Annotated in this window: 17 protein-coding genes; 7 read left to right on the top strand and 10 right to left on the bottom strand. The window is 74.7% G+C overall.

The window, feature by feature from the left end:
- Nucleotide 1 precedes the first annotated feature (1 nt).
- The 9 genes from IEY78_RS08140 to IEY78_RS08100 all read right to left on the bottom strand — a co-directional run bounded on the left by IEY78_RS08140 (nucleotide 2) and on the right by IEY78_RS08100 (nucleotide 11,349).
- Entirely contained in the window at nucleotides 2–1,249 is a 1,248-nt protein-coding gene (locus tag IEY78_RS08140; protein WP_189096930.1) for a type III PLP-dependent enzyme, read from the bottom strand.
- Nucleotides 1,246–3,027 carry an IucA/IucC family protein gene (locus IEY78_RS08135; protein ID WP_189096929.1) on the bottom strand — a complete coding sequence of 594 codons (1,782 nt, stop codon included), beginning with the start codon at nucleotides 3,025–3,027 and terminating at the stop codon, nucleotides 1,246–1,248. Before IEY78_RS08135 ends, IEY78_RS08140 begins: the two co-directional genes overlap by 4 nt.
- The gene (locus tag IEY78_RS08130) at nucleotides 3,015–4,310 is read right to left on the bottom strand and encodes an MFS transporter (protein ID WP_189097133.1); all 1,296 of its coding nucleotides are present in this window, start codon (nucleotides 4,308–4,310) and stop codon (nucleotides 3,015–3,017) included. Before IEY78_RS08130 ends, IEY78_RS08135 begins: the two co-directional genes overlap by 13 nt.
- A 5-nt stretch (nucleotides 4,311–4,315) precedes the next feature.
- Nucleotides 4,316–6,115, bottom strand: coding sequence for an IucA/IucC family protein (locus IEY78_RS08125; protein WP_189096928.1), 1,800 nt, complete (start codon nucleotides 6,113–6,115; stop codon nucleotides 4,316–4,318).
- Nucleotides 6,112–7,299 carry an ATP-grasp domain-containing protein gene (locus IEY78_RS08120; RefSeq protein ID WP_189096927.1) on the bottom strand — a complete coding sequence of 396 codons (1,188 nt, stop codon included), beginning with the start codon at nucleotides 7,297–7,299 and terminating at the stop codon, nucleotides 6,112–6,114. The genes IEY78_RS08125 and IEY78_RS08120 overlap by 4 nt, the downstream gene beginning before the upstream one ends.
- Nucleotides 7,300–7,381: 82 nt before the next feature.
- Nucleotides 7,382–8,401, bottom strand: a complete 1,020-nt coding sequence (locus tag IEY78_RS08115) for an ABC transporter substrate-binding protein (protein WP_189096926.1) — start codon at nucleotides 8,399–8,401, stop codon at nucleotides 7,382–7,384.
- A 64-nt stretch (nucleotides 8,402–8,465) separates the two neighbouring features.
- Nucleotides 8,466–9,278 carry an ABC transporter ATP-binding protein gene (locus IEY78_RS08110; protein ID WP_189096925.1) on the bottom strand — a complete coding sequence of 271 codons (813 nt, stop codon included), beginning with the start codon at nucleotides 9,276–9,278 and terminating at the stop codon, nucleotides 8,466–8,468.
- Nucleotides 9,275–10,342, bottom strand: a complete 1,068-nt coding sequence (locus tag IEY78_RS08105) for a FecCD family ABC transporter permease (protein ID WP_189096924.1) — start codon at nucleotides 10,340–10,342, stop codon at nucleotides 9,275–9,277. Before IEY78_RS08105 ends, IEY78_RS08110 begins: the two co-directional genes overlap by 4 nt.
- Nucleotides 10,339–11,349 (bottom strand): FecCD family ABC transporter permease, encoded by a 1,011-nt coding sequence (locus IEY78_RS08100; protein WP_189096923.1) that lies wholly within the window; start codon nucleotides 11,347–11,349, stop codon nucleotides 10,339–10,341. Before IEY78_RS08100 ends, IEY78_RS08105 begins: the two co-directional genes overlap by 4 nt.
- A gap of 324 nt (nucleotides 11,350–11,673) precedes the next feature.
- Between IEY78_RS08100 and IEY78_RS08095 the strand changes: the two genes are divergently transcribed.
- The 6 genes from IEY78_RS08095 (at nucleotide 11,674) to IEY78_RS08070 (ending at nucleotide 18,816) form a co-directional block, all read left to right on the top strand.
- A complete protein-coding gene (locus IEY78_RS08095) occupies nucleotides 11,674–12,819 on the top strand; it encodes an FAD-dependent oxidoreductase (protein ID WP_189096922.1) in 1,146 nt (381 codons plus the stop codon).
- Between the two features lie 174 nt (nucleotides 12,820–12,993).
- The gene (locus IEY78_RS08090; RefSeq protein WP_189096921.1) at nucleotides 12,994–13,758 is read left to right on the top strand and encodes a VOC family protein; all 765 of its coding nucleotides are present in this window, start codon (nucleotides 12,994–12,996) and stop codon (nucleotides 13,756–13,758) included.
- Between the two features lie 176 nt (nucleotides 13,759–13,934).
- The gene (locus IEY78_RS08085; RefSeq protein WP_189096920.1) at nucleotides 13,935–14,354 is read left to right on the top strand and encodes an SH3 domain-containing protein; all 420 of its coding nucleotides are present in this window, start codon (nucleotides 13,935–13,937) and stop codon (nucleotides 14,352–14,354) included.
- Between the two features lie 196 nt (nucleotides 14,355–14,550).
- Nucleotides 14,551–15,741 carry an acyl-CoA dehydrogenase family protein gene (locus IEY78_RS08080; protein WP_189096919.1) on the top strand — a complete coding sequence of 397 codons (1,191 nt, stop codon included), beginning with the start codon at nucleotides 14,551–14,553 and terminating at the stop codon, nucleotides 15,739–15,741.
- A gap of 30 nt (nucleotides 15,742–15,771) precedes the next feature.
- Nucleotides 15,772–16,671: an oxygenase MpaB family protein gene (locus IEY78_RS08075; RefSeq protein WP_189096918.1), complete on the top strand. Its 900-nt coding sequence runs from the start codon at nucleotides 15,772–15,774 to the stop codon at nucleotides 16,669–16,671.
- 33 nt (nucleotides 16,672–16,704) lie between these two features.
- The gene (locus tag IEY78_RS08070; RefSeq protein WP_189096917.1) at nucleotides 16,705–18,816 is read left to right on the top strand and encodes a serine/threonine-protein kinase; all 2,112 of its coding nucleotides are present in this window, start codon (nucleotides 16,705–16,707) and stop codon (nucleotides 18,814–18,816) included.
- A gap of 37 nt (nucleotides 18,817–18,853) precedes the next feature.
- Here IEY78_RS08070 and IEY78_RS08065 read toward each other — a convergent pair whose 3' ends face one another.
- The gene (locus tag IEY78_RS08065) at nucleotides 18,854–20,149 is read right to left on the bottom strand and encodes a glycoside hydrolase family 27 protein (protein ID WP_189096916.1); all 1,296 of its coding nucleotides are present in this window, start codon (nucleotides 20,147–20,149) and stop codon (nucleotides 18,854–18,856) included.
- Nucleotides 20,150–20,330: 181 nt separating this feature from the next.
- On the opposite strand from IEY78_RS08065, the gene IEY78_RS08060 reads away from it, so the two are divergent.
- A complete protein-coding gene (locus IEY78_RS08060; protein WP_189096915.1) occupies nucleotides 20,331–21,893 on the top strand; it encodes a phytoene desaturase family protein in 1,563 nt (520 codons plus the stop codon).
- Nucleotides 21,894–21,964: the final 71 nt, after the last annotated feature.

The raw sequence follows: 21,964 nt of genomic DNA, 5'->3' as shown, positions 1-21,964 counted from the left end.
CTCAGCCGGTCCCTTCCGCGCCGGGCTCCGCGGCGTCCAGGAAGTGGAAGCCGGGGCGCGGGTGCATCAGGAAGTCGTGGTGCGAGATGTTCCAGGCGTAGGCGCCGGCGACCCCGAACACCAGCCGGTCGCCGGCCCGCAGCCCCGGCGCCGGGACCGCGCGGGCCAGCACGTCCTTGGGGGTGCACAGCTGCCCGGTGACGGTGACCAGGCCGCCGCGCGCCGCCGACCGCGGCCAGGGGTGCGGCCACGGCGCGTCGGACTCCACCACCGTGCAGGGCTGGTCGTGGCCCTTGGTCGCGGGGGTGCGCAGATGGTGGGTGCCGCCGCGGACCACGGCGAACTCCTCGCCGTGGCTGTGCTTGACGTCCAGCACCTCGGTGGCGTACCAGCCGCAGTACGCGGTCAGTGCCCGCCCCGGCTCGATGCGCAGGGTGAGGCCGGGGTGGGCGGCGGCGAGCCGGTCCAGGCCCGCGCCGAACGCGGCCCAGTCGAAACGCTGCTCCGGGGCGGCGTAGTCGACGGCCATCCCGCCGCCGATGGTCACCTCGGACAGCGCGACGCGGTGCCGCTCGGCCAGCGCGGCGGCCCAGGCCACGACGGCCTCGGACACCGCGAGCTGCTCGGGCGCCGCCAGGCCGCTGGCCAAGTGGGCGTGGATGCCGCGCAGTTCGAGCTGCGGGTATCTGCCGTCGGTGAGCAGCGTGACGACCTCGTCCGCCTGGTCCGGGTCGAGCCCGAACGGCGTCGGGCGGCCGCCCATCGCCAGCGAACTGCCGTCCAGCGAGCCGTCGTCGACCGGCAGGTTGAAGCGCGCCAGCACCGCGATCCGGCGCTCGGGCACATGGCGGGCGGCCAGGCTCGCGAGCATGTGCAGCTCGTAGACGCTCTCCACGTGGAAGCGCGCCACGCCGATCTCCAGCGCCCGCACGATCTCCGCGGGCGTCTTGCCCGGCCCGCCGAAGGCCAGCGGGGCGTCGGGTACGGCCTTGCCGACATGGGCCAGCTCGCCGCCCGAGGAGACCTCGTAGCCGTCCACGTACGGGCGCAGCGCCGCCAGCAGTTCCGGCTCCGGGTTGGCCTTGGCCGCGTAGTACAGCTCGACGCGGGCGGGCAGCGCGGCCCGCACCTCGGCCAGATGCGCGCGCAGGGCCGGCAGGTCGTAGACGTAGGCGGGCAGTTCCTCGGCCGCCAGGGACCGGACGCGGTCGCGGACGGCGGGGGGCAGGGCGGGGCTCGGGGTGGTCATCGGGCGCTCCAGGGGGTGGTGTCGTCGCTGCGGGAGGCGCCCGACAGCACGGCCTCGGCCAGCGGGGAGGGCAGGCGCACATAGCCGGCCTCGCGGTCGGCCTTGCGCTCCCAGCGGGTGAGCAGATTGGCCTTGGCAGGCAGCGGGACCCCGGCCAGCAGGGCGGCCAGCCGCGGCGGGCAGCCGAAGCGGTCCGCGTGGGTCTGCAGGGTGCGGCGGACCTGCGCCCACAGCTCGGTCTCGGTGTCCGGGTGCAGATCGGCGAGCGCGGCGAGCATCTCGGCGACATGGTTGACCAGCAGGCAGTACACCACCCGGTCCCAGCCGCGCTGGGCGTCGTAGGTCATCGGCGCCGCGACCTGCTCGGGCAGCGAGGCCAGCAGCTCGGTGTGGTGCTCGGGGACGAGCTTGGTGCCCTCCAGGTCGCGGAAGAGGACCTGTGCGGGCATCCCGTCGCCGTCGACGCAGACCAGCACGTTCTGCAGGTGCGGCTCCAGCACCAGCCCGTGGTCGAAGTAGGCGGCGAGCACCGGCGGGAGCAGCAGGTTGAGGTAGGCGGCCCACCACTCCAGCGCGGCCTGCGGGCCGGCCCCCGCCAGCAGCCGGGAGACATGCGCCGGCCCGGTGGGGTACTCGTCGGCGACGGCGGCCGCCAGCAGCGGGGTGGTGCCCGGCAGCAGCCGCTGCGAGAGGCCCTCGCGGACGATGACGCCGAAGCCTTCGAGCAGGTCGGTGTCCGGCTCCCCGTCGGCGCCGGGCAGCGCCAGGCTGCGGTAGGCGGGCTCCTGGAGCACCGCGCTGCCCGGGAAGCGGGTGGCGAGGTCGGCGAGCTGCGGTGCCAGCAGGCGGGTGAGCGCCACCGCCCCGGACAGCTCGTAACTCGCGTTCTTCCGCAGGCAATTGGTGATCCGGACGTTCAGGCTGAACTTGAGGAAGTCGGCGCCGTCGTAGAGCGTGCGCACCGACGCGGTGGCGGCGAACGGCGTCCGGCCGCTGCCCAGGACGCGGATGTCGTCGCGCTCCAGCGCCTCGCGCAGCCCCGCGTGGTCGCGCAGCAGCTCGTACTGCCAGGGGTGGGCGGGCAGCAGCCGGTAGCCGTCCGGGACCTCGGGGTGCAGCGCGTCCAGCACGGCGGTGGCGCCCTCGGCGGTGGACTCCTCGGCGATCAGCTCCTCGCGCACGGCCAGCATCAGCAGCGGGAAGGCGGCGCCGGTCTCGGGGGCGTACGACTGCCAGGCGCTGGGGTCGCCGGTGCGGGCCTTCGGCGTCGGGTGGAAGCGGTGGCCGAAGAGCAGCGACTGCTCGGAGACGACATAGGCGGTCTGCCAGTCCTCGGCGGTGTGGTCCCCGGCGGCCGGGCCGCGCCGGGCACGGTCCGCGAGCGCGGCGGAGACGGCCTGGTGGCTGGAGGCGACCTGCGCGAGGAACTCCTCGTTGTGCACCCCCGTGCGCAGCGACAGTTCGGCGTGCACGTACTCGGCGAGCCGCTGCCAGCCGATCTCCGCCCAGCCGCCGTCGGTGCGCTCGGACACCGCTCCGGTGAAGCGGTGCGCGCCCAGCAGCGAGGTGCGGCGCAGTGCGACGCCCAGCAGCACCCCGCGGCGCGGCAGCCGGATCAGCAGCCGCCCGTCGTCGACGGCGGTCTGGTGCTCGGGGCCGGAGACCTCCCGCAGCAGGCAGTTGAGCAGGGTGTGCGCCACGGCCTGGTCGGCGGTGGGCAGACCGGTGGGGGCGGCGGACACCGGGGCGGCGCCGGGCGAGTTGGTCAGCGAGGGCATCGGGGGCTCCTGCGGGTGCGGAGAGTACGGGGGAGGCGGGGGAGGGCGGTCACGGCCACGCTGGCCAGCGCTATCGCGGTGCCGGTGACCACGGGCGCGGTCGGGCCGAACCAGTTGTTGCCGGCCGCGGCGGCCAGACCGGCGGCGACGGCACCGGCCTTGGAGAAGAACTCGATCGAGCCGAACAGCCCGCCGGGGGCACGGCCCCTGGCGCAGTCGGCGGCCACGATCGACAGGCAGACCAGGCCCAGGGTGAGCCCGGCGCCGAGCACCAGGCGGACCACGATGAAGGCGGTGAGCGAGTGGGCGACGCCGTGTCCGGCCAGGCCGAGCGCGATGGCGCCGAAGCCGAGCGCGATGCCGAGCCGGGGGCGGGTGCGGAAGAGGGAGTGCACCGCCATGGCCGCGACCAGGTAGCACATGTGCGGCAGGGCGAACAGGACACCGGACACCATCGGCCCGGTGTCGGGTATCCGCTCCTTGATGAGGGCGATCAGGTACGGGAACGAGATGACGGTGGAGAAGACGAAGGCGAACTCCAGGGCGTACAGGGCCCGCAGGGAGACGCCCGGCGCGCGCGGGGCGGGCTCGTCGGCCGCGACCTGCTCGGCCGCCGTCGCCTCCGCCGCCTCGACCTCCGCCGTCTCCCGTGCCGGTCCGGCGCCCGCGCCGCGCGGCGGCTCCGGCAGTGCCGCCAGCATCGCCGCGGCGGTCAGCGGGAGCACGGCCAGCAGCGCGTACTGGCGGTGCGGCGAGAGCCACGGGGTCAGCGAGCCGACCACGATCGGCGCGCACACCAGGGCCGCCCGGGCGCTGCCCTGCATCAGGGTCAGGGCCCGGGACAGCGCATGGCCCTCCAGGGCCGCGCCCAGATAGCCGTTCGACGCCGCGAAGGTGCCGCCCAGCACGCCCTGGATGACCAGCGCCGCGGTGAACGTCGGCAGCGAGTCGGCCCAGCCGGCCAGCAGGAAGGCCGCGGCGAGCCCCAACTGCGCCCGCAGCAGCAGTTTCTTGCGGCCGAAGCGGTCGGCCAGGCGCCCCCACAGCGGCGCGCCGATCGCGCCGAAGATGGTCGGCACGATGTACAGCAGACCGGCCCAGCGGGCGGCGCCGTCACCGAGTTCGGGCAGGATCTCGGTCAGGTAGGGCGGCAGGCCCAGCGCGGCGAACGAGGCCACGAAGTAGCAGCCGGCGACGGCGTACACCTGGCGCCGGGCGAGTCCCGGGCGGACCTTGGTCTCGACGGCGGCCGCGTCGAACCGGCGGGCGGGGGCGGTTTTCATCGGGCTCATCGGGAAGTCCCCATCGGCAGCAGATAGTTGGGGCCGGTGGTGTAGTGCTTGTTGATGTCGGCGGCGCCGGAGCGTTCCTTGGACAGCAGGCTGCCGGCGCTGACCATGGCCTTGACCGGCAGCTCCGGGGCGTCCAGGACGTGCGCGCGCAGCGCGGCGCCCGGTGCGCCGCCCAGCCGGTCGACGGCCTCGCCGAGCCGGTCGCGCAGCAGTCCCAGCAGCCGGTCGAGCGGGGCGCGGCCGTGCCGGGCCAGCCCGAAGGCGTAGGAGCCCGCGCACAGATGGACGGTGATGGTGGTGAACAGGTCCAGCACCGGCCGGTCGTCCTCGGCGAAGATCCGCGGGTCGGCGAAGTCCGCGGGGTCCGGGGCGTCCTGGCCCAGGGTCTCCCGCAGCCGTGCGGCGTTGATCCGCGGCGCGTCGTTGTCCTTGAACAGCAGCCGCACCCGGGTGCCGGCGGCGGTGCGGTCCAGCACCAGCGAGACGTTCTGCTGGTGCGACTCCAGCCCGATGCCGTAGCCGAACAGGGTGGTCTGCCAGTCGAAGAGCAGGGTCAGCGCGGCGTCCAGCAGGGCCAGCGGGTCGCCGCCGTAGAAGCGGTCGGCGAGGTGGTCGATGACCAGCCGTCCGCCGGGCGCCCGGCCCAGCAGCGCGGCCATCGGCACCACGGCGGAGCCCTCCAGGCCGGCCGGGTAGCGCCGGCACAGCACGGCGAGCAGCTCGTGGTCCGCGTGGGCGTAGGTGGTCTCGTCGGCCTGCAGGACCGCCTTGGCGAACCGCGGCTCGCGGGCGATCACCTTCTCCAGCAGCCGCTGTCCCTCGGCGCCGTCGACGAGCGTGCGGGGCTTGATGGTGCGCCGGTTGCGCAGCCCCAGTGTCGCGGTGGCCAGCGGCAGTTTCAGGTGCAGCCGGGGCTCGGCGTCCACCGCCACGGTCCGCATCGACAGCGTCGGCACCACGTCCAGCAGCGCCCGCCGGGACAGCACCGCCGAGCCCTCCAGGCCGGTCTCGCGCAGCGCCTCGTCCAGCGCGTCGCCGACCGTCAACGGGTGCACGGGCAGGGCGAGATGGCTGTCGTCCAGCTCCGGCAGGTTGAGCTGCGCGGGCGTCGGCCAGCAGCCGGGCAGTGCCGTCTCGCCGCCGGTCACGGTGAGCGCGGAGCGGGGCACGGCCAGCCAGCGCAGCGCGAAGTCGGGCCGGAACTCGGGGGCGTGGGCGCGCAGTTGCGCCACGTCCAGGCCGGAGCGGCCGCGCGCGGTGGGGTAGACGGGGTGGTCCAGGCGCGCGGCGAGGGCCTCGTGGGCCAGCCCGCCGTCGAGGCCGCGCCAGTCCTCGGGGGCCGGGCCGTGGCGCTCGGTGAGCACCCGGTCGAACTCGTCGCGGGTGTCCGCGTGCAGCCGCATCGTCGCCAGCGTCTGCCGGCATTCCTCGGCGAACGCGTCGAAGCCGGGGCGGTCGGCCGGATCGGCGAGCCCGCGCAGGGCGCCGAGGATCTCCTCGACCGTGGTCAGGCGGGTGCCGTCGGACTCGCGGACGAGCAGCGGCAGCCGGGCCGCGTGGGTGCTCTGGTAGCCGTCCGGGCCCAGCGGCAGCAGCAGGGCGCCGGCCCCCGGGTCGGCGGGCAGCCGCAGCCAGGGGCCGTCCGGCCGCTCCAGCAGCGTGGAGCGGGTGCGCAGCCCGACGATGTCCTCGCGCAGCAGGGCGCTCAGCACCCGCAGCAGCAGCTCGGACTCCTCGGCCGGGCCGTCCGCCGCGTCCGCGGTGCGGCCGGCGGTGGGGTCGGTGGCGAGGGTCACGAGATCTCCCAGCGCTCGGCGGTGAAGAAGCCGTCCGCGGCCCGGTCCACGGCGCCGTGGTCGGTGCCGGTGGCCCGCAGCACGCCGAGGTAGTCGCGGTTGGTGCGGTAGTGGGGGTGGTCGGCGCCGACCGGGCGCAGCGGCCGGTAGGCCAGCCGCACGCCGTCCGCCTCGCGGTCGGTGGCGGCCGGTGCGGCGGTGAGCGTCCCGGCCCGGTCGGCGAGGGCGTACTCCACCCGCCCCACACCGTCCTGCCGGGCGCCCAGCGACTCGGGCAGCGGCTCGCCCAGATGCGTCCGCAGCACCAGCTCGAACAGCGGGATGTTCAGCACCTGCGCCAGCAGCAGATCGCACTGGTCGCCGATGACACGGTAGTTGACCTCGATCAGCCGGGCCCGGCCCTCGTGGAGCATGAACTCGGTGTGGCAGGCGCCGAATCCGACGCCCAGCGCGTCGAGCTGGGCCAGCACCTGCGCCACGACCTGCTCCGGGTGGGCGGTGACGAAGTCGTGCCGCTCCTCGATGAAGGCCGGCGGGGCGGAGACGGTGGTACGGAAGCCGCCCAGGACATGCCGCACCCGGCCGTCGCCGAGCGTCTCCAGGGTGCACAGCTCGCCCTCGAGGAACTCCTCGGCGACCAGGGCGGCTTCGGGGCGCCGCTGCTGGATCTCCCGGGCGCGGGCGAGCAGCTCCTCGGGGCTGCCGGCCGGCCGGACGTCCTCGCTGGCCACGCCCTCCCGCGGTTTGAGCACACAGGGGAAGGGCAGTCCGGCGTCCAGGAGGGCGGCCGGGTCCTGGCCGGGGGCGAGTTCGGCGGAGCGCACCCGGTCGAGGCCGGCGGTGGCGAGATGGCGGCGCATCTCGGCCTTGTTCTTGGTGCGCAGCGCGGCGCGCCAGTCCTTGCCGGGCAGCCCGAAGTAGTCGGCCGCCAGGGCCGCCTGGGTCTGCAGGTGGTCGCTGTTGGTGAAGACCGCGGCGGCCGGGTGGTGGGTGGCTATTCGGGTGATGACGGCACGGAAGTCGTGGACGTCGCACTCCAGGACCTCGGCATCGGGGGCGACGCGCCGGTGTGCCGCGGGCTGGTCCGTCAGGATCGTGACCTGGAGGCCGAGGCGGGCGGCGGCGGGGAGGAACCCCTCGGTGACCGAGTCGGTGGGGTTGAGGGCGAGCAGATACGTCCGCATGAGCGGGACCCCTTCGGGATCAAGGGTGGTGCAGGGGGCGTCGGGGAGGGGCGGGCCGGCGGGGCGGCCCGCCCCGGGCGGGTCAGCTCTTCGGCAGCGGCACCCCGGTGGCCTTGGCCACGTCGGCGAGCATGTGCTCGGCGGCCTGGATGCCGATGCCGGACATCCACGTCTCGTCGGGCACGTCGAAGACCTTGTGCTTCTTGACGGCCGGCAGGTCCTTCCAGACCGGGTTGGACGTGACGTCCTTCTGCTGGGTCTTGCTGGGGACGTCCGCGGTCGTCACGAACACCAGGTCCGCGTCGGCCTTGTCGATCTGCTCCGGGCTGACGTCGAGCATGGTCTTGGCCGGGTCGGTCGAGCTCTGGGACTTCGGCCGGGCCAGGCCGATGTCGTCGAGGACCACACCGCTGTAGGAGGACTTCTGGTAGAGGCGGGTCGGGCCGGCGACGAAGCGCACGACCGAGGCCGAGGGCATCTTGCCGTGGTACTTCTTCTTGATGGCCTCGCCCAGCGCCTTGGCCCTGCTCTGGTACTCCTTCAGCTTCTGGTCGGCCTCCTTCTCCAGCCCCAGCGCCTTGGCGTGGACCTTGAGGTTGGCCTTCCAGGGGCCGCCGGTGGTCTCGGTGAAGACGGTCGGCGCGATGGCCTTGAGCTTGTCGTAGATCTTCTCGTGCCGGACCTTGGAGGACAGGATCAGGTCGGGCTTCAGCGCGATGATCTTTTCGAGGTTGGGCTCCAGCAGCGGACCGACGTCCTTGACGCCGCCGATCTCGTCCTTCAGGTAGGAGGGGAAGCCGCCCTCGGTCTTCATGTGCGGGGAGACCGCGCCGACCGGCTTGACGCCCAGGGTGGTGACGTCGTCCAGCTCACCGGTGTCCAGCACGACCACGCGCTTGGGCTTGGCGGGGATCTTCACGTCGCCGCCCATGGCGCTCTTGACGGTGCGCGGGAAGCCGGCGCCGGCCTTGCCCTTCGCCGCGTCGTCGGCGGAGCCGTCGCCGTTGCCGCAGGCGGTCAGGGCGGTGGCGCCCAGCGCGACGGTGAGCAGCGCGGCCGGCAGCCGGCGGGCGGTGGTGCGCAGCGGGATTCTGGTCTGCATGAGGGTGTGACTTCCTTACCGGGAGCGGAGGGGGAGGGAGGGGAAACGCCCGTGGGGGAGGCGGTCAGACGGTGACGGCGGAGTGCCGTTTCGCACCGCTTTTGGGGACGACCAGCGGGGTGCCGGTCTCGGGGTCGGGAATCACCCGGCAGTCCACGTCGAACACGGACTTGACCAGCTCCGCGTCGAGGATGTCGGCCGGGGCGCCGGCCGCGGCCAACTGCCCGTCCTTCAGGACCACGAGGTGGTCCGCGTAACGGGCGGCCTGCCCGAGGTCGTGCAGCACCATCACGACGGTGCGGCCCGCCTCGGCGTGCAGGGCGGCGACCAGGTCGAGGACATCGAGCTGGTGGCGCAGGTCCAGGAAGGTGGTCGGCTCGTCGAGCAGCAGCAGATCGGTGTCCTGGGCCAGCGCGAGCGCGATCCAGGCGCGCTGCCGCTGGCCGCCGGAGAGCTGGTCGACGGGCTGGTCGCGCAGTTCGAGGGTGCCGGTGCGCCGCAGCGCCTCGTCCACCGCCTGCTGGTCCGCCGCCGACCAGGGGCTGAGCAGCCGCTGGTGGGGGTAGCGGCCGAGCCGGACCAGCGCCTCGACGGTGATCGCGTCGGGGGTGACCGGCTGCTGGGGGAGCAGCCCCATCCGCAGCGCCAGCGCACGGGCCGGCATCCGGTGGATGTCGGAGCCGTCCAGCGCGACGGTGCCGGCGGCCGGCGCCAGCAGCCGGGTCAGCCCGCGCAACAGGGTCGACTTGCCGCAGGCGTTGGGGCCCACGACAGCGGTGACGGCGCCGCCGGGCAGCGTCAGGTCCAGGCCGCCGACGATCAGCCGGTCGCCGTAGCGCAGATCGAGACCGTGGGTGGAAAGCTGATTGGCGGTCATCGGACACTCCTGTTCACGGAACTGCTCTGACGGATCATCAGCACCAGCAGCCACGGCGCGCCCAGCGTGGCGGTGACCACTCCGACCGGAAGTCCGCCGACCGGCAGCAGGTACTGCGCCACGAGGTCGGAGGCGAGCAGCAGCACCGCACCGGCGAGGCCGGACAGCGCCAGCGTCCCGGCGGTGGGCGGCCCGGTGAGGAAGCGCACCATGTGCGGGACGGCCAGCGCGACGAAGGCGACCGGGCCGGTGAGCGCGGCGGCCAGCGAGGCCAGCACGATCGCGATGACCAGGACCTGGAGCCGGGCGGCATGGGTGTTCAGGCCGAGCGCGCCGGCCGAGTCGTCACCGAGGTCGAGGACGGCGAGCCGGCGGTGCAGCGCGAAGGCGGCCACCAGGCCGACGGCCACCGCCCCGCCCGCGGACGTCACCTCGGTCCAGGTCCGCCCGTACACCGAGCCCGTCGTCCACTGCAGGGCCGACCCCGCCAGCTCGGTGGGGAAGCGGACGACCATGAAGCTGACCGCCGCGGACAGGCCCGCCTGGACGGCGAGGCCGACCAGCACCAGGCGGGTCACGCTGACGCCGGAGCGCCAGCCGAACACCCCCAGCAGCACCGCGGCGAGCAGCCCGCCGCCGAGGGCGGCCAGCGGCATCAGGGCCTGCGAGGCCCCGGCGGCCAGCATCGCCACCGCGCCGAACGAGGCCCCGCCGGTCACCCCCATCACGTCGGGCGAGGCGAGCGGATTGCGGAACAGCCGCTGGAGCAGGGCGCCGGCCACCGCCAGCCCCGCCCCCGCGACGATCGCCGCGACCATGCGGGGGGCCCGGAACTCCTGGACCACCAGCACCGTCGCGGAGTCACCGAGCCCGAACAGGCCCTTGACCGCGTCGAGGGGCGGCAGCGGCATGTCGCCGTTGGCCACGGACACCGTCACCAGGGCGCAGAGCACCACGACGCCCACAACGGCGGTCAGCACGGTGCGCCCGCGTGCGGTACTCACCCGGCGGCCGGTGCCGGCCGCCGGGGCCGCGTGCGGCGCGGCGGTACGGAGGTCGTTCATCGGGCCACCTTCCGGGCCAGCAGCGCCAGCAGCGGCGCGCCGAGGAACGCGCTGATGATGCCGACCTGCAATTCGGACGGCCGGATGACGAGCCGTCCGACGATGTCGGCGGTGAGCAGCAGCAGCGGCCCGGCGAGCAGCGAGCCGGGGACCACGATCCGGTGGTCGGAGGTGCGCAGCAGCTGGCGGACCAGGTGCGGCGCGGCCAGCCCGATGAAGGCCAGCGGCCCGGCCACCGCCACCGCGGACGCGGCGAGCAGCACGACGGCCAGCCCGCCCGCGCTGCGGATCCGCGACACCGGCACGCCCAGCGCCTGCGCCGAATCGTCGCCCAGCGCCAGCGCGTTGAGGGCCGGTGCGATGGCGAGCGCGACGACCAGCCCGATCACCAGCGTCGGCAGCACCGGGTAGAGCACCGAGAGCGGACGCTCGGAGAGCGAACCGGCCAGCCAGAACCGCGCCTCGTCCAGCGACCGCTTGCTGGCCAGCATGACCGTCGACGTCCAGGACAGCAGGACGAGTTGCAGCACCGTGCCGCCCAGCGCCAGGCGCACCGGGTCCAGGTCGCCGGCGCGCCGGGCCAGTGCCTGGGCGAAGAGCGCGGCGGCCGCGGCGCCCGCGAACGCGAACCAGATGTACTGGACGGGCCGGGTCAGATGCAGCGCGTAGATGGCGGTGACCACCGCGAAGCCCGCGCCGGCGTTGATGCCGAGCGTGGTCGGGGAGGCCAGCGGATTGCGGGTGATGCCCTGGACGACGGCTCCGGCGACCCCGAGCGCCGCGCCGACCGCGAGCCCGACGAGCGTGCGCGGCAGCCGGAGTCCGGTCACCACGATGGCGTCCCGTCCGTGGGTGGCGCCGGTCAGCGCGTCCCAGACGGTGGACAGCGGTACGGATCGGGTTCCGAGGGCCAGGCTGAGGGCGGCACAGAGTGCCAGCGCTCCGAGCCCGACCACGAGCAGCGGCACGCGCCGCAGGGCGTTCGCGGCGGGACGCGCATCGGGCACAGGGGGTGCGGTGGCTGGTGGTTTGGTCGTCGACACGCGTCGTTACATTAGGTTAGGCATACCTAAATCTGCAAGCTCGCGTTCCGGATGCTGCCAACTGTCCCATATGTCGGACGGGTGTTCCCTCCCCGGGACTCAACACCCCCCGACCTGGGGTGCCCTACCCACCGCCGCACCCGCCCACGCCCCCGTTTCCGCCGGAGCCCCGGCCGTGGAGCCGGCGGAGCGCGGCGGTGGGTGCCGGCCCGGCGCCGTGCTGGCAGGCGGTGGGCCGCTGTGCTTTTCTGGCCGGGGGGCTGCCGTTTCGCTCAGCCGAGGAGCGCTATGAACCCCGCCACGCCCCGTATCGCCATCATCGGCGCCGGCCCGGGCGGCCTCCTCTGCGCCCGCGTCCTGCGGCGCGACGGGCTGCCGGTGACCGTCTTCGAGCAGGACGACTCCGTCGAGGCCCCCGACCGGCACGGCGTGCCGGAACTGTGGCTGACGACTGGTCAGGAGGCGCTGGAGGCAGCCGGTCTGCGGGCGGAGTGCGCCGGACTCACCCGCCCGGCGGGCCAGGAGTTGCGGCTGCTCGACCACACCGCGACCGTCCGCTTCCGGCAGACCCCGGCCCCCGGCGCGGCGGGCGGGCCCGAGATCGGCCGGGGCGCGCTGCGCCGCCTGCTGCTGGACTCCCTCCCGCCCGGCACCGTGCGCTGGGGCAGCTATCTGCGCACCCTGCACCCGCTCGGCGGCGGCCGCCACACCGCCGAGTTCGACGACGGGCACACCGAGGACTTCGACGTGGTCATCGGCGCCGACGGTGCCTGGTCCCGGGTGCGCCCGGTCCTCTCCGACGCCACCCCCCACTACTGCGGTGTCACCTTCGTCGAGGCCCGGTTCGAGGACGCCGACACCCGCCATCCGCACCTCGCCCGCCTGGTCGGCGACGGCGTCATGCTGGCGCTCTCCGCCGGCCGGGGCCTGCTCGCCCGGCGCCTGGGCCACGGCCGGCTCCGCGTCCAGGCCGCCTTCCGCGGCTCCCAGGACTGGGCGGCGGCCGCCGGGGTGGCGATGACGGACACCGCGGCGGTCCGCGCCGTGCTGCTCGACGCGTTCGCCGGCTGGGACGACCGGCTGCTGGCGCTGCTCCGGGACAACGACGGCGGCTTCCGCAACCGCCCGCTGTTCGCCCTGCCGAGCCCGCACACCTGGACCCCCACCCCGGGGCTGACCCTGCTGGGCGACGCCGCGCACCTGACGGCCCCCTTCGCCGCCGAGGGCGCCGGCCTCGCCCTGCTCGACGGCGCCGCACTCGGCCGCGCCCTCGCCGGGGACCGCGACCCGCACGCCGCGCTGCACACCTACGAGACGGCGATGTGGCCGCGGGCGGCGCGGGCCGCCGAGGCCGCCGCCACCGCCCTCGCCGAGGCCTTCGCCCCCGACGCCCCGCACGGCACCCTGCGCCGACTGCGGGCCGAGGCCCCCTGACCCGAGGCCCCCTGACCCGAGGCCCGCCCGCCGCGGATGCCGCCCCGCCCGCGCCGCGCTCCGGTTGCGGCCCGGCCGCGCCCATCGGAACATCGGCACCGTACGGCTGCCGACCGGCAGCGCACGCGCGCGCCGCCGCCCGGCCACGGCCCGGCGCGGAGGACGGGAGGCACCGTGGAGATCACCGAGCCCACCCCGGGCGCGCCCTGCCTGGTGGAGCTGGGCACCTCGGACGTGGACGCCGCCAAGGTGTACTACCGCCAGGTCTTCGGCTGGCGCGCCGAGACCGACCCGCGCCCGGAGGCGGGCGGCCACACCATGCTGTACCTGGACGACGCCCCGGTCGCCGCGCTCGCCCCGCTCTACATGTCCGGTCAGCCCACCGCCTGGACCGTGTCCTTCGCGACGCGGGACGCCGACGCGCTGGCCGCGGCCGTCACCGAGGCCGGCGGGCAGCAGCTGATGGGGCCGATGGACGTCTTCGACCTGGGCCGCTTCGCCGTGCTGAGCGACCCGGAGGGCGCGATGTTCTCGATCTGGCAGGCCCGTTCCTTCGCCGGCGCCGGGGTGCTCAACGCACCCGGCTCGCTCGGCTGGGTCGAGCTGGCCACCCGGGACGCCGAGGCCGCCAAGGCCTTCTACACCCGGATCTTCGGCTGGACCGTCGGCACCCACGCGGACTATCCGCAATGGGGCCTGGACGGCGCCGACTTCGGCGGCCTGACCGCGCTGGACGAGTTCTACCCGGACGACGTCAGGGCGCACTGGCTGCCGTACTTCGCCGTCGCCGATGTGGATGCGACGGCCGCCCGGGCGGCGGAGTCCGGGGGCATGCTGCTGGTGCCCCCGACGGATGTCCCGGCCGGGCCCAGGATCGCGGTGATCCGGGATCCGCAGGGCGGCTCCTTCGGCATCCACCGCGTCGGCACCGAGGGCTGAGCCGGCCGGCCCGGCGCCGCCCGCGCGGTGCTGACGGGCCGTCATCCGGCAACCCTTGCACTGTCACACGATCGGCTGCCTGTTCGTCGTTTCACCACATTCCGGGGGTGAAGTGCGCGTAATGTCCCACTGTGCACCATTGGGTGGCATCGCGCGTCCAGAACAGGAGACCCCCTATGTCGACGACCGAATCCCTCGTGGCCCGAGGCAAGCAGCTCGCGGCCGGCGCGGGCGCACTGACCGCGGCCCTCGCCGTCGGTGCGACGCTGTTCGCCGCCCCGGTCCAGGCGGCGCCCGGCCCCCTCAAGCCGCCCTACGGCATCGTCACCGCCAAGAAGGGCCTGAGCCAGCGCCAGTACCCCAGCACCGACTCCTCCGTGCGGGGCTACCTCCGCCACCGCGCGCAGGTCGGCCTGGTCTGCAAGGTGCGCACCCAGAACGTCCGCGGCAACTCGGTCTGGTACCTGACGCGCGGTGAGCGCCCGGGCTGGGTCGCGGGGAAGTACGTGACCAACAGCGGCTACGTCAAGTACTGCAAGGACGTGCAGCACGCCCGGGTGCAGCCGAACAACCCGTCGAAGCACGCCGTGGGCTGATGGAGTCCCGGGGAGGCCCGGTCGGGTGCCGCGGAGGTGCCGGGCCGGGTCTTCGTGTGTCCGCGGCCGGGCCGCGCGCCCTTCCGTATTACTGGAACAAGTTCTACTGTGCCCCTCGATCCGGCAGCCGGCGGCCCGTCAGCCTCGCGGGGCCGCCCCCGGGCCGGACGACCGGAGCGGACGAACTGGAGGGGCCGTGCACCTCGAATACACCCCCGCACAGCAGCAGTTGCGCACCGAACTGCGCACGTACTTCGCCCGGCTGGTGCCGGCCGACGCCGCCGCACGGTACGCCGCACCCGCCGACCAGAAGCGCTTCTACCGCGAGACCGTGCGCCGGCTGGGTGCCGACGGCTGGCTCGGCGTCGGCTGGCCCCAGGAGTTCGGCGGCCGCGGCATGTCCCCGATGGAGCAGTTCCTCTTCTTCGACGAGGCCGCCCAGGCGGGCGTCCCGCTGCCGCTGATGGCGCTGAACACCGTCGGGCCCACCCTCATGCGGTACGGCACCGACGAACAGAAGGCCTTCTTCCTCCCCCGGATCCTGTCCGGCGAGATCGACTTCGCCATCGGCTACAGCGAACCGGACGCCGGCACCGACCTGGCCGCCCTCAAGACCCGCGCCGTCCGCGAGGGCGACGAGGACAGCGGCCACTACGTCGTCAACGGGCAGAAGATCTGGACGACCAACGGCGACACCGCCGACTGGGTGTGGCTCGCGGTCCGGACCGACCCCGACGCGCCGCCCCACAAGGGCATCACCATGCTGCTGGTCCCCACGAGCGACCCCGGCTACTCCTGCACCCTGATCAACACCCTCGCCTCGCACGACACCACCGCCAGTTACTACGAGAACATCACCGTCCCCGCCTCCCGCCGCGTCGGCGAGGAGAACAAGGGCTGGCGGATCATCACCAACCAGCTCAACCACGAGCGGGTCACCCTCGCCGCCCACGGCACCATGGCCATCCGCGCCCTGCACGACGTCCAGCGCTGGGCCGCCACCACCAAGCTCACCGACGGCCGCCGGGTCATCGACCTGGGCTGGGTACGCGGCCGGCTGGCCCGCACCCACGCCCGGCTGGACGCCATGAAGCTGCTGAACTGGCAGATGGTCGACGCCCTCCAGCACGGCACCCTGACCCCCCAGGACGCCTCCGCGGTCAAGGTCTACGGCTCCGAGGCCCGCCGGGACGCCTACGCCTGGCTGATGGAGACCGTCGGCTCCGCGGGCCCGCTCAAGGAGGGCTCGGCCGGCGCGGTGCTCCACGGCGAACTGGAACGCGGCTACCGCTCCGCCGTCATCTTCACCTTCGGCGGCGGCAACAACGAGATCCAACGCGAGATCATCTCCTGGCTCGGCCTGGGGATGCCCCGGGTACGGCGCTGACACGGCACGGCGACAGGAGGCGGGTCAGAGGTGTCCACCGGCGATCCGGGGCTGTTCGGGCCCCGTTCGGTGACCTGGCAGCTGCACGGCGATCCGATGATGTGGATCGCCGGGGTGCGCGCGCTGTACCTCCAGGCGCTGCACCCCCGCGCGGTGCGCGGCGTCGTGCAGAACTCGGACTTCCGGCGGGACGCCTGGGGCCGGCTGCTGCGGACCGCCGACTTCGTCGGCACCGTCACCTACGGCACCACCGAGGCCGCCGAACGGGCCGGCGCCCGGGTCCGCAGCATCCACCGCCGGCTGTCCGCCGCCGACCCCGCGACCGGCGCGCGCTACGGCGTCGACGCGCCGGACCTGCTGCTGTGGGTGCACTGCGCGGAGGTCGACTCCTATCTGCACGTCCTGCGCCGCTCCGGCTGCCCGGTGACCGACGACCTGGCGGACGCCTACCTCGCCGAGCAGCGCGAGAGCGCCCGGCTCGTCGGCCTCGACCCGGCCGCCGTCCCCGGCGACCGCTCCGCGCTGGCCGCCTACTTCGCCCGCGTACGGCCCGAGTTGGCGCTCACCCCCGAGGCCCGCGAGGTCGACGCGTTCCTGCGCCGGCCGCCGACCCCGGCGGTGCTCGTGCCGGCCCGCGCCCTGCTGTGGCAGCGGGTGGCCGGCCTGGCCTACGGCGCGCTTCCGGCGTACGCCCACGACCTCTACGGGCGCCCCGCACCCCCGCCCGCCGCCGTCACCCGCCGGCTGCGCACCACCGGCCGCCTGCTGCGCACCCTGCCCGCAACCCTCCGCTGGCAGCTGCCGCCCCGGCACGTCCTGCGCGCCGTCGGGCGGCTCGGTCCCGACACCCGCCCAGCGCTCTACAAGCTCCGCCGTTCCCCCGCCATACTGGACGGCAGGCGGGGCGCGCAGGGGGAGCTGCGCGACTGACCGCGGTAACGGGGACGGGGGCGGCGATTCACGGTGGCGGAAAACAGACTGATCCAGCGGCGGTACCGACTGCTCGACACCATCGGGCGCGGCGGCATGGGGGAGGTGTGGCGCGCCCGCGACGAGTCGCTGGGCCGGCAGGTCGCGGTCAAATGCCTCAAGCCGCTCGGCCCGGAGCACGAACCCTCGCTCCTCCAGGTCCTGCGCGAACGTTTCCGCCGCGAGGCCCGGGTCGCCGGGGCGCTCCAGCACCGCGGCATCACCGTCGTCCACGACTTCGGCGAGGAGGACGGCACCCTCTTCATCGTGATGGAGCTGCTCAGCGGCCGTAACCTCAGCCAGCTGCTGGAGGACAACCGGCGCCAGCCGCTGCCCCTCCCCGACGTCACCGAGATCGCCGAACAGGTCACCGCCGCGCTGGCCTACACCCACGAACAGGCCGTCGTACACCGCGACCTCAAGCCGGCGAACATCGTCCGCACCGCCGACGGCACGGTCAAGATCTGCGACTTCGGCATCGCCCGGCTCGGCCACGACATCGGGTTCACCGCCCGGCTGACCGGCACCGGCATCGCCATGGGCAGCCCGCACTACATGTCGCCCGAGCAGATCGGCGGCCACGGCGTCGACCACCGCAGCGACCTCTACTCCCTGGGCTGTGTGCTCTACGAGATCGCCACCGGCGCGCCGCCGTTCGACCTCGGCGACACCTGGGCGGTGCTCGTCGGGCATCGCGACCGGCTGCCCGAGCCGCCCCGTACGCTCCGGCCGGACCTGCCGGAGAGCTTCGAGCGGATCATGCTCGACCTCCTCGCCAAGGACCCCGACGACCGCCCCCGGGACGCCCACGAACTCGGCAAGCGCCTCTCCGACGCCCGCCAGCCGCGCCCCGCGCGCCGCGCCGCGGCCGAGGACGAGCCGACCGTCGCCGCCCTCCCGCTGCCCTCCTGGACCCGCGGCCTGACCCTCGGCGCGGGGCAGCACCTCGCCCGGGCGGCGCACCACCCGGTACCGGCCCGGGCCGCCACGGCGCTCACCGATGCCTGGACCGGCGGGAGCGAGACCCGGCGCGACGACACCTCCCCGGCCGCCGGCGTCACCGGCCCGCCGCTGTCCGACGGCAGCCGCGCCGCTCTCGCCGCGCTGGCCGGCCGGCACACCGCGGCCCTCGGCCTCGGGCGGCTGGGCCGGTGGGCGGAGTCCGGCGAGGCCCATCGCGCGCTCGCCGCGGAACGCTCCCGCCTGCTGGGCCCCGACCACCCCGACACCCTCACCAGCCGCCTGGAGGCCGGGCATGCGCTGAGCCGCCTCGGCCGGCACTTCGAGGCGCACCAGCTCTACACCGAGGTGCTGGGCGGCCGCGAGCGCGCGCTGGGCCCCGACCACCCCGACGCGCTGGACTGCCGCCACCACGTCGCCCTCAACCTCGGCCGGCTGGGGCGGCTGGAGGACTGCCGCACCATGCTGGAGGAGGTGGCCGCGGCCCGCGCCCGGGTCCTGGGCGCCCGCCACCCCGAGGCCCTCGCCACCCGCGGTGAACTCGCCTTCGTGCTGGGCAAGCTGGGCCGGTGGACGGCGGCGCTCCAGGTCCACGAGGAGGTCGCGGCGGCCCGCGCAGAGATGCTCGGCCCCGACCACCCCGACACCCTCGCCGCCCGCTACGAGGTCGGTATCGGCCTCGGCAGGCTCGGCCGCACCGCGGACGCGCTCGCGCTCTACCGCGAGCTGGCCGCGGCCCGCACCCGCGCCCAGGGCGCCGACGACCCGGAGACCCTGCGCGCCCGGCACGGCCTGGGCGTCAACCTCGGACGGGAGCGCCGCTGGCAGGAAGCCCTCGTGGAGGCGCGGGAGGTGACCGCGGCCCGCGCCCGGGTACTGGGCGAGGACCACCCCGACACCCTGGTCAGCCGCCGGGAGACCGCCGTCGCCCTGGGCTGGCTCGGCCGCTGGGGCGAGGCGCTGGACCACTACCGCCGGGTCGCCGACGCCCGCGAACGGGTGCTGGGCACCGCCCATCTGGACACGTTGGCCGCACTGGGCGACCTCGCCCAGTGCCTGGAGCAGCTGGGCCGCGCGGACGAGGCCGCCGCCGTCCACCGCCGGATCGCGGCCCGGCGCCAGGAGCGCGCCGGGCGGCGGCAGTGAGCGGACGGCCCGCGTCCGGGGCGCCGGCCCGGCCGGCTCAGCCCGGGGTGACCCGGTAGAGCACCGTGCTGTGCGGCGGCACGTCCCGCGCCACGATGTCCCCGCCGCTGCGCGTGCGGCGGCCGGTGACCAGCTCGTGCAGCCGGTAGGAGCCGGCCTGCGGCAGCCCGGCCGCGGCGGCCGTGACGGACAGGGTGCGGGCCGTCGCGCCCGAGTTGAACAGCGCGATCGCCGTGTCGCCGTTCCGCAGCGGCTTGGCCAGCACCGCCGAGCCGTCGTCCTGCTGCACCAGATGCCCCTGGACGCCGAGCGCGTCCTGATCGACGGCGATGACGTTCTTGTTGCCGAGCACCGAGCGCGCCTGGCCGGACAGCCCGGTCACGTCCGTGCTGGAGATCAGCGGCGCGGCCATCATCGCCCACAGCGACATCTGGCTCCGGATCTCCTCGCGGGTCAGGCCCGTGTCACCGGCCAGCAGGAAGTCCGGGTCGTTCCAGCGCCCGGGCTTCTGCAGGCCGGACAGCTTCGCGTTGTAGCGGAAGTTGTAGACGATGGAGGACCACTTGGCGGCCGGGGTGCTCTGCTGCAGCGCCACGTCCCGCCCGCCGCGCCACAGGTTGCCGACCTCCGCCGACCAGCCGATGACCTGGTGCCAGACGCTGTCCCCGTCGAACTGGAAGTAGGCCGGGGCCGACACCGAGAAGGTGATCGGCCGTCCGGTGTCCCGCAGCGCCCGGCTCATCTGCCCGTACAGGTCGCGGTAGGTCTCCTCCTTGGTGTGCCCCGGCGCGACCGGCACATTGCAGCCGTCCGCCTTGACGTAGTCCACCTTCCATTCGGCGAACTGCGCGGCGTCCTCCTGGAAATGGCCGAGACTGCCCGGAAACTTCTCACACGTGAGGGTGCCGACGTCCTCGTAGATACCGAACTTCAGTCCCAACCGGTGCAGCTGCCGCCCCAGATACGCCATGCCGTGCGGGAACTTCACGGGGTCGGCCACCAGCTCGCCCCGGGAGCCGCGGGCTCTGCCCATCCAGCAGTCGTCGATGGTGACGGTGCGGTAGCCCTTGCCCGCCAGCCCCGTACGGACCAGCGCCCGGGCATTGTCCAGGACCGTCTTCTCGTTGATGTCGCACATGTAGTAGGACCAGTTGTTCCAGCCCATCGGGGGTCTGGGGGCCAGGTTCGGGTAGGCCCCGGCGGCCGGTGCGCGGGCCGGGTCCGGGGCGGCCGAGGCCGGCGCGGGGGCCGCGAGCAGCCCGGCGGAGCAGGCGGCGACGGCGGTCAGTCCGGCGAGGGCGCGGCCGGGGCGGGATACCGGGGAGGGGGACACGGGTCACCTCACGAGTGGGCGGGACGGCCTGGGCGGAGAGGACGGCGCGGGCGGTGCCCGGGCGGAGCACGGCCGGACGCTAGGAGCACCCCTCTGCCCGGTCAAGAAGCCGCACCGGCCGGGGAGGAGGTTTCAGCCGCGTGCACCTGGCGACCCCGTGCGGCGCGTGCTACCAAGAGGCATGCCGGAACGGACTTCGTATGACGCGGTCATCGTCGGCGGCGGCCACAACGGACTGGTCGCCGCCGCCTACCTCGCGCGCGCCGGGCGCAGCGTGCTGGTGCTGGAGCGGCTGGACCACACCGGTGGCGCCGCCGTGTCGACGCGGGCGTTCGCCGGGGTCGACGCCCGGCTGTCGCGCTACTCCTACCTCGTCAGCCTGCTGCCGCCGAAGATCGTGCGGGACCTCGGGCTGCGCTTCGCGGTCCGCAAACGCACCGTCTCCTCCTACACCCCCGCCGTGCGCGACGGCCGCCCCACGGGGCTCCTCGTCGGCGGGGGCGAGGCCCGCACCCGTACGGCGTTCGCCGAACTCACCGGATCGGAGCGGGAGTTCGCCGCCTGGCAGGACTTCTACGGCGCCACCGGACGGCTCGCCGAGCGGGTCTTCCCCACGCTGACCGAGCCGCTGCCCACCCGCGAGCGGCTCCGCACGGTCGTCGACGACGACGCCCTGTGGCACGCCCTGTTCGAACGGCCCCTCGGCGAGCTGGTCGAGGAGACCTTCGCCGACGACCTGGTCCGCGGCGTGGTGCTCACCGACGCCCTCATCGGCACCTTCGCCGCCGCCCACGACCCGTCGCTGCGGCAGAACCGCTGCTTCCTCTACCACGTCATCGGCGGCGGCACCGGCGACTGGGACGTCCCCATCGGCGGCATGGGCGCGCTCACCGACGCGCTGGCCGACGCCGCCCGCCGGGCCGGGGCCGAGATCGTCACCGACTGCGCGGTGACCGGCCTGGCGACGGACGGCCGGAGCGCCGAGGTGAGCTGCGAGGCGGGCACCATCGGCGCCCGCCGGGTCCTGGTCAACGCCGCCCCGCGGGAGCTGGCCCGCCTCCTGGGCGAGGACCCGCCGCCACCCGCCGAGGGCGCCCAGCTCAAGGTCAACATGCTGCTCACCCGGCTGCCGCGGCTCCGCGACACCCGGGTGGACCCCCGCGAGGCCTTCTCCGGCACCTTCCACATCGCCGAGGGCTACCGCCAACTGGAGGACGCCTACCGGCAGGCCGCATCCGGCACGCTGCCCACCGCCCCGCCCTCGGAGATCTACTGCCACTCCCTGACCGACCCCTCCATCCTCGGCGCCGACCTGGTCCGCCAGGGCTACCAGACGCTCACCCTGTTCGGTCTGCACGCCCCCGCCCGCCTGTTCACCGCCGACAACGACACGACCCGCGACCGCCTCCTCGCCGCCACCCTCGCCGAGCTGGACACCCATCTCGCCGAGCCGCTCGCCGGCTGCCTGGCGCACGACGCCGAGGGCCGCCCCTGCATCGAGGCCCGCTCCCCGCTGGACCTGGACCGCGAACTGGGCCTGCCGGGCGGCAACATCTTCCACCGCGACCTGGCCTTCCCGTACGCGGATCCCGAGGACGAGCGGGCCGGTGGCGCGCCGGCCCGCTGGGGCGTCGCCACCGGGCACCCCGCCGTCCTGCTCTGCGGCGCGGGCGCGGTGCGCGGCGGAGGAGTCAGCGGGATCCCGGGGCACAACGCGGCGATGGCGGTGCTGGAGGAGGACTGACCGCCCCGGGGCAAAGTTTCTGACGCTTCATCAGAAAACCTCTTCCCTCGTACGACCCGCTGCGGCATCCT

The sequence above is a fragment of the Streptomyces kronopolitis genome (assembly GCF_014646275.1).
GTDB lineage: Bacteria > Actinomycetota > Actinomycetes > Streptomycetales > Streptomycetaceae > Streptomyces > Streptomyces kronopolitis.
Note: the sequence above shows the minus strand (reverse complement) of the source record. Positions and strands in the feature narration are given on the sequence as shown.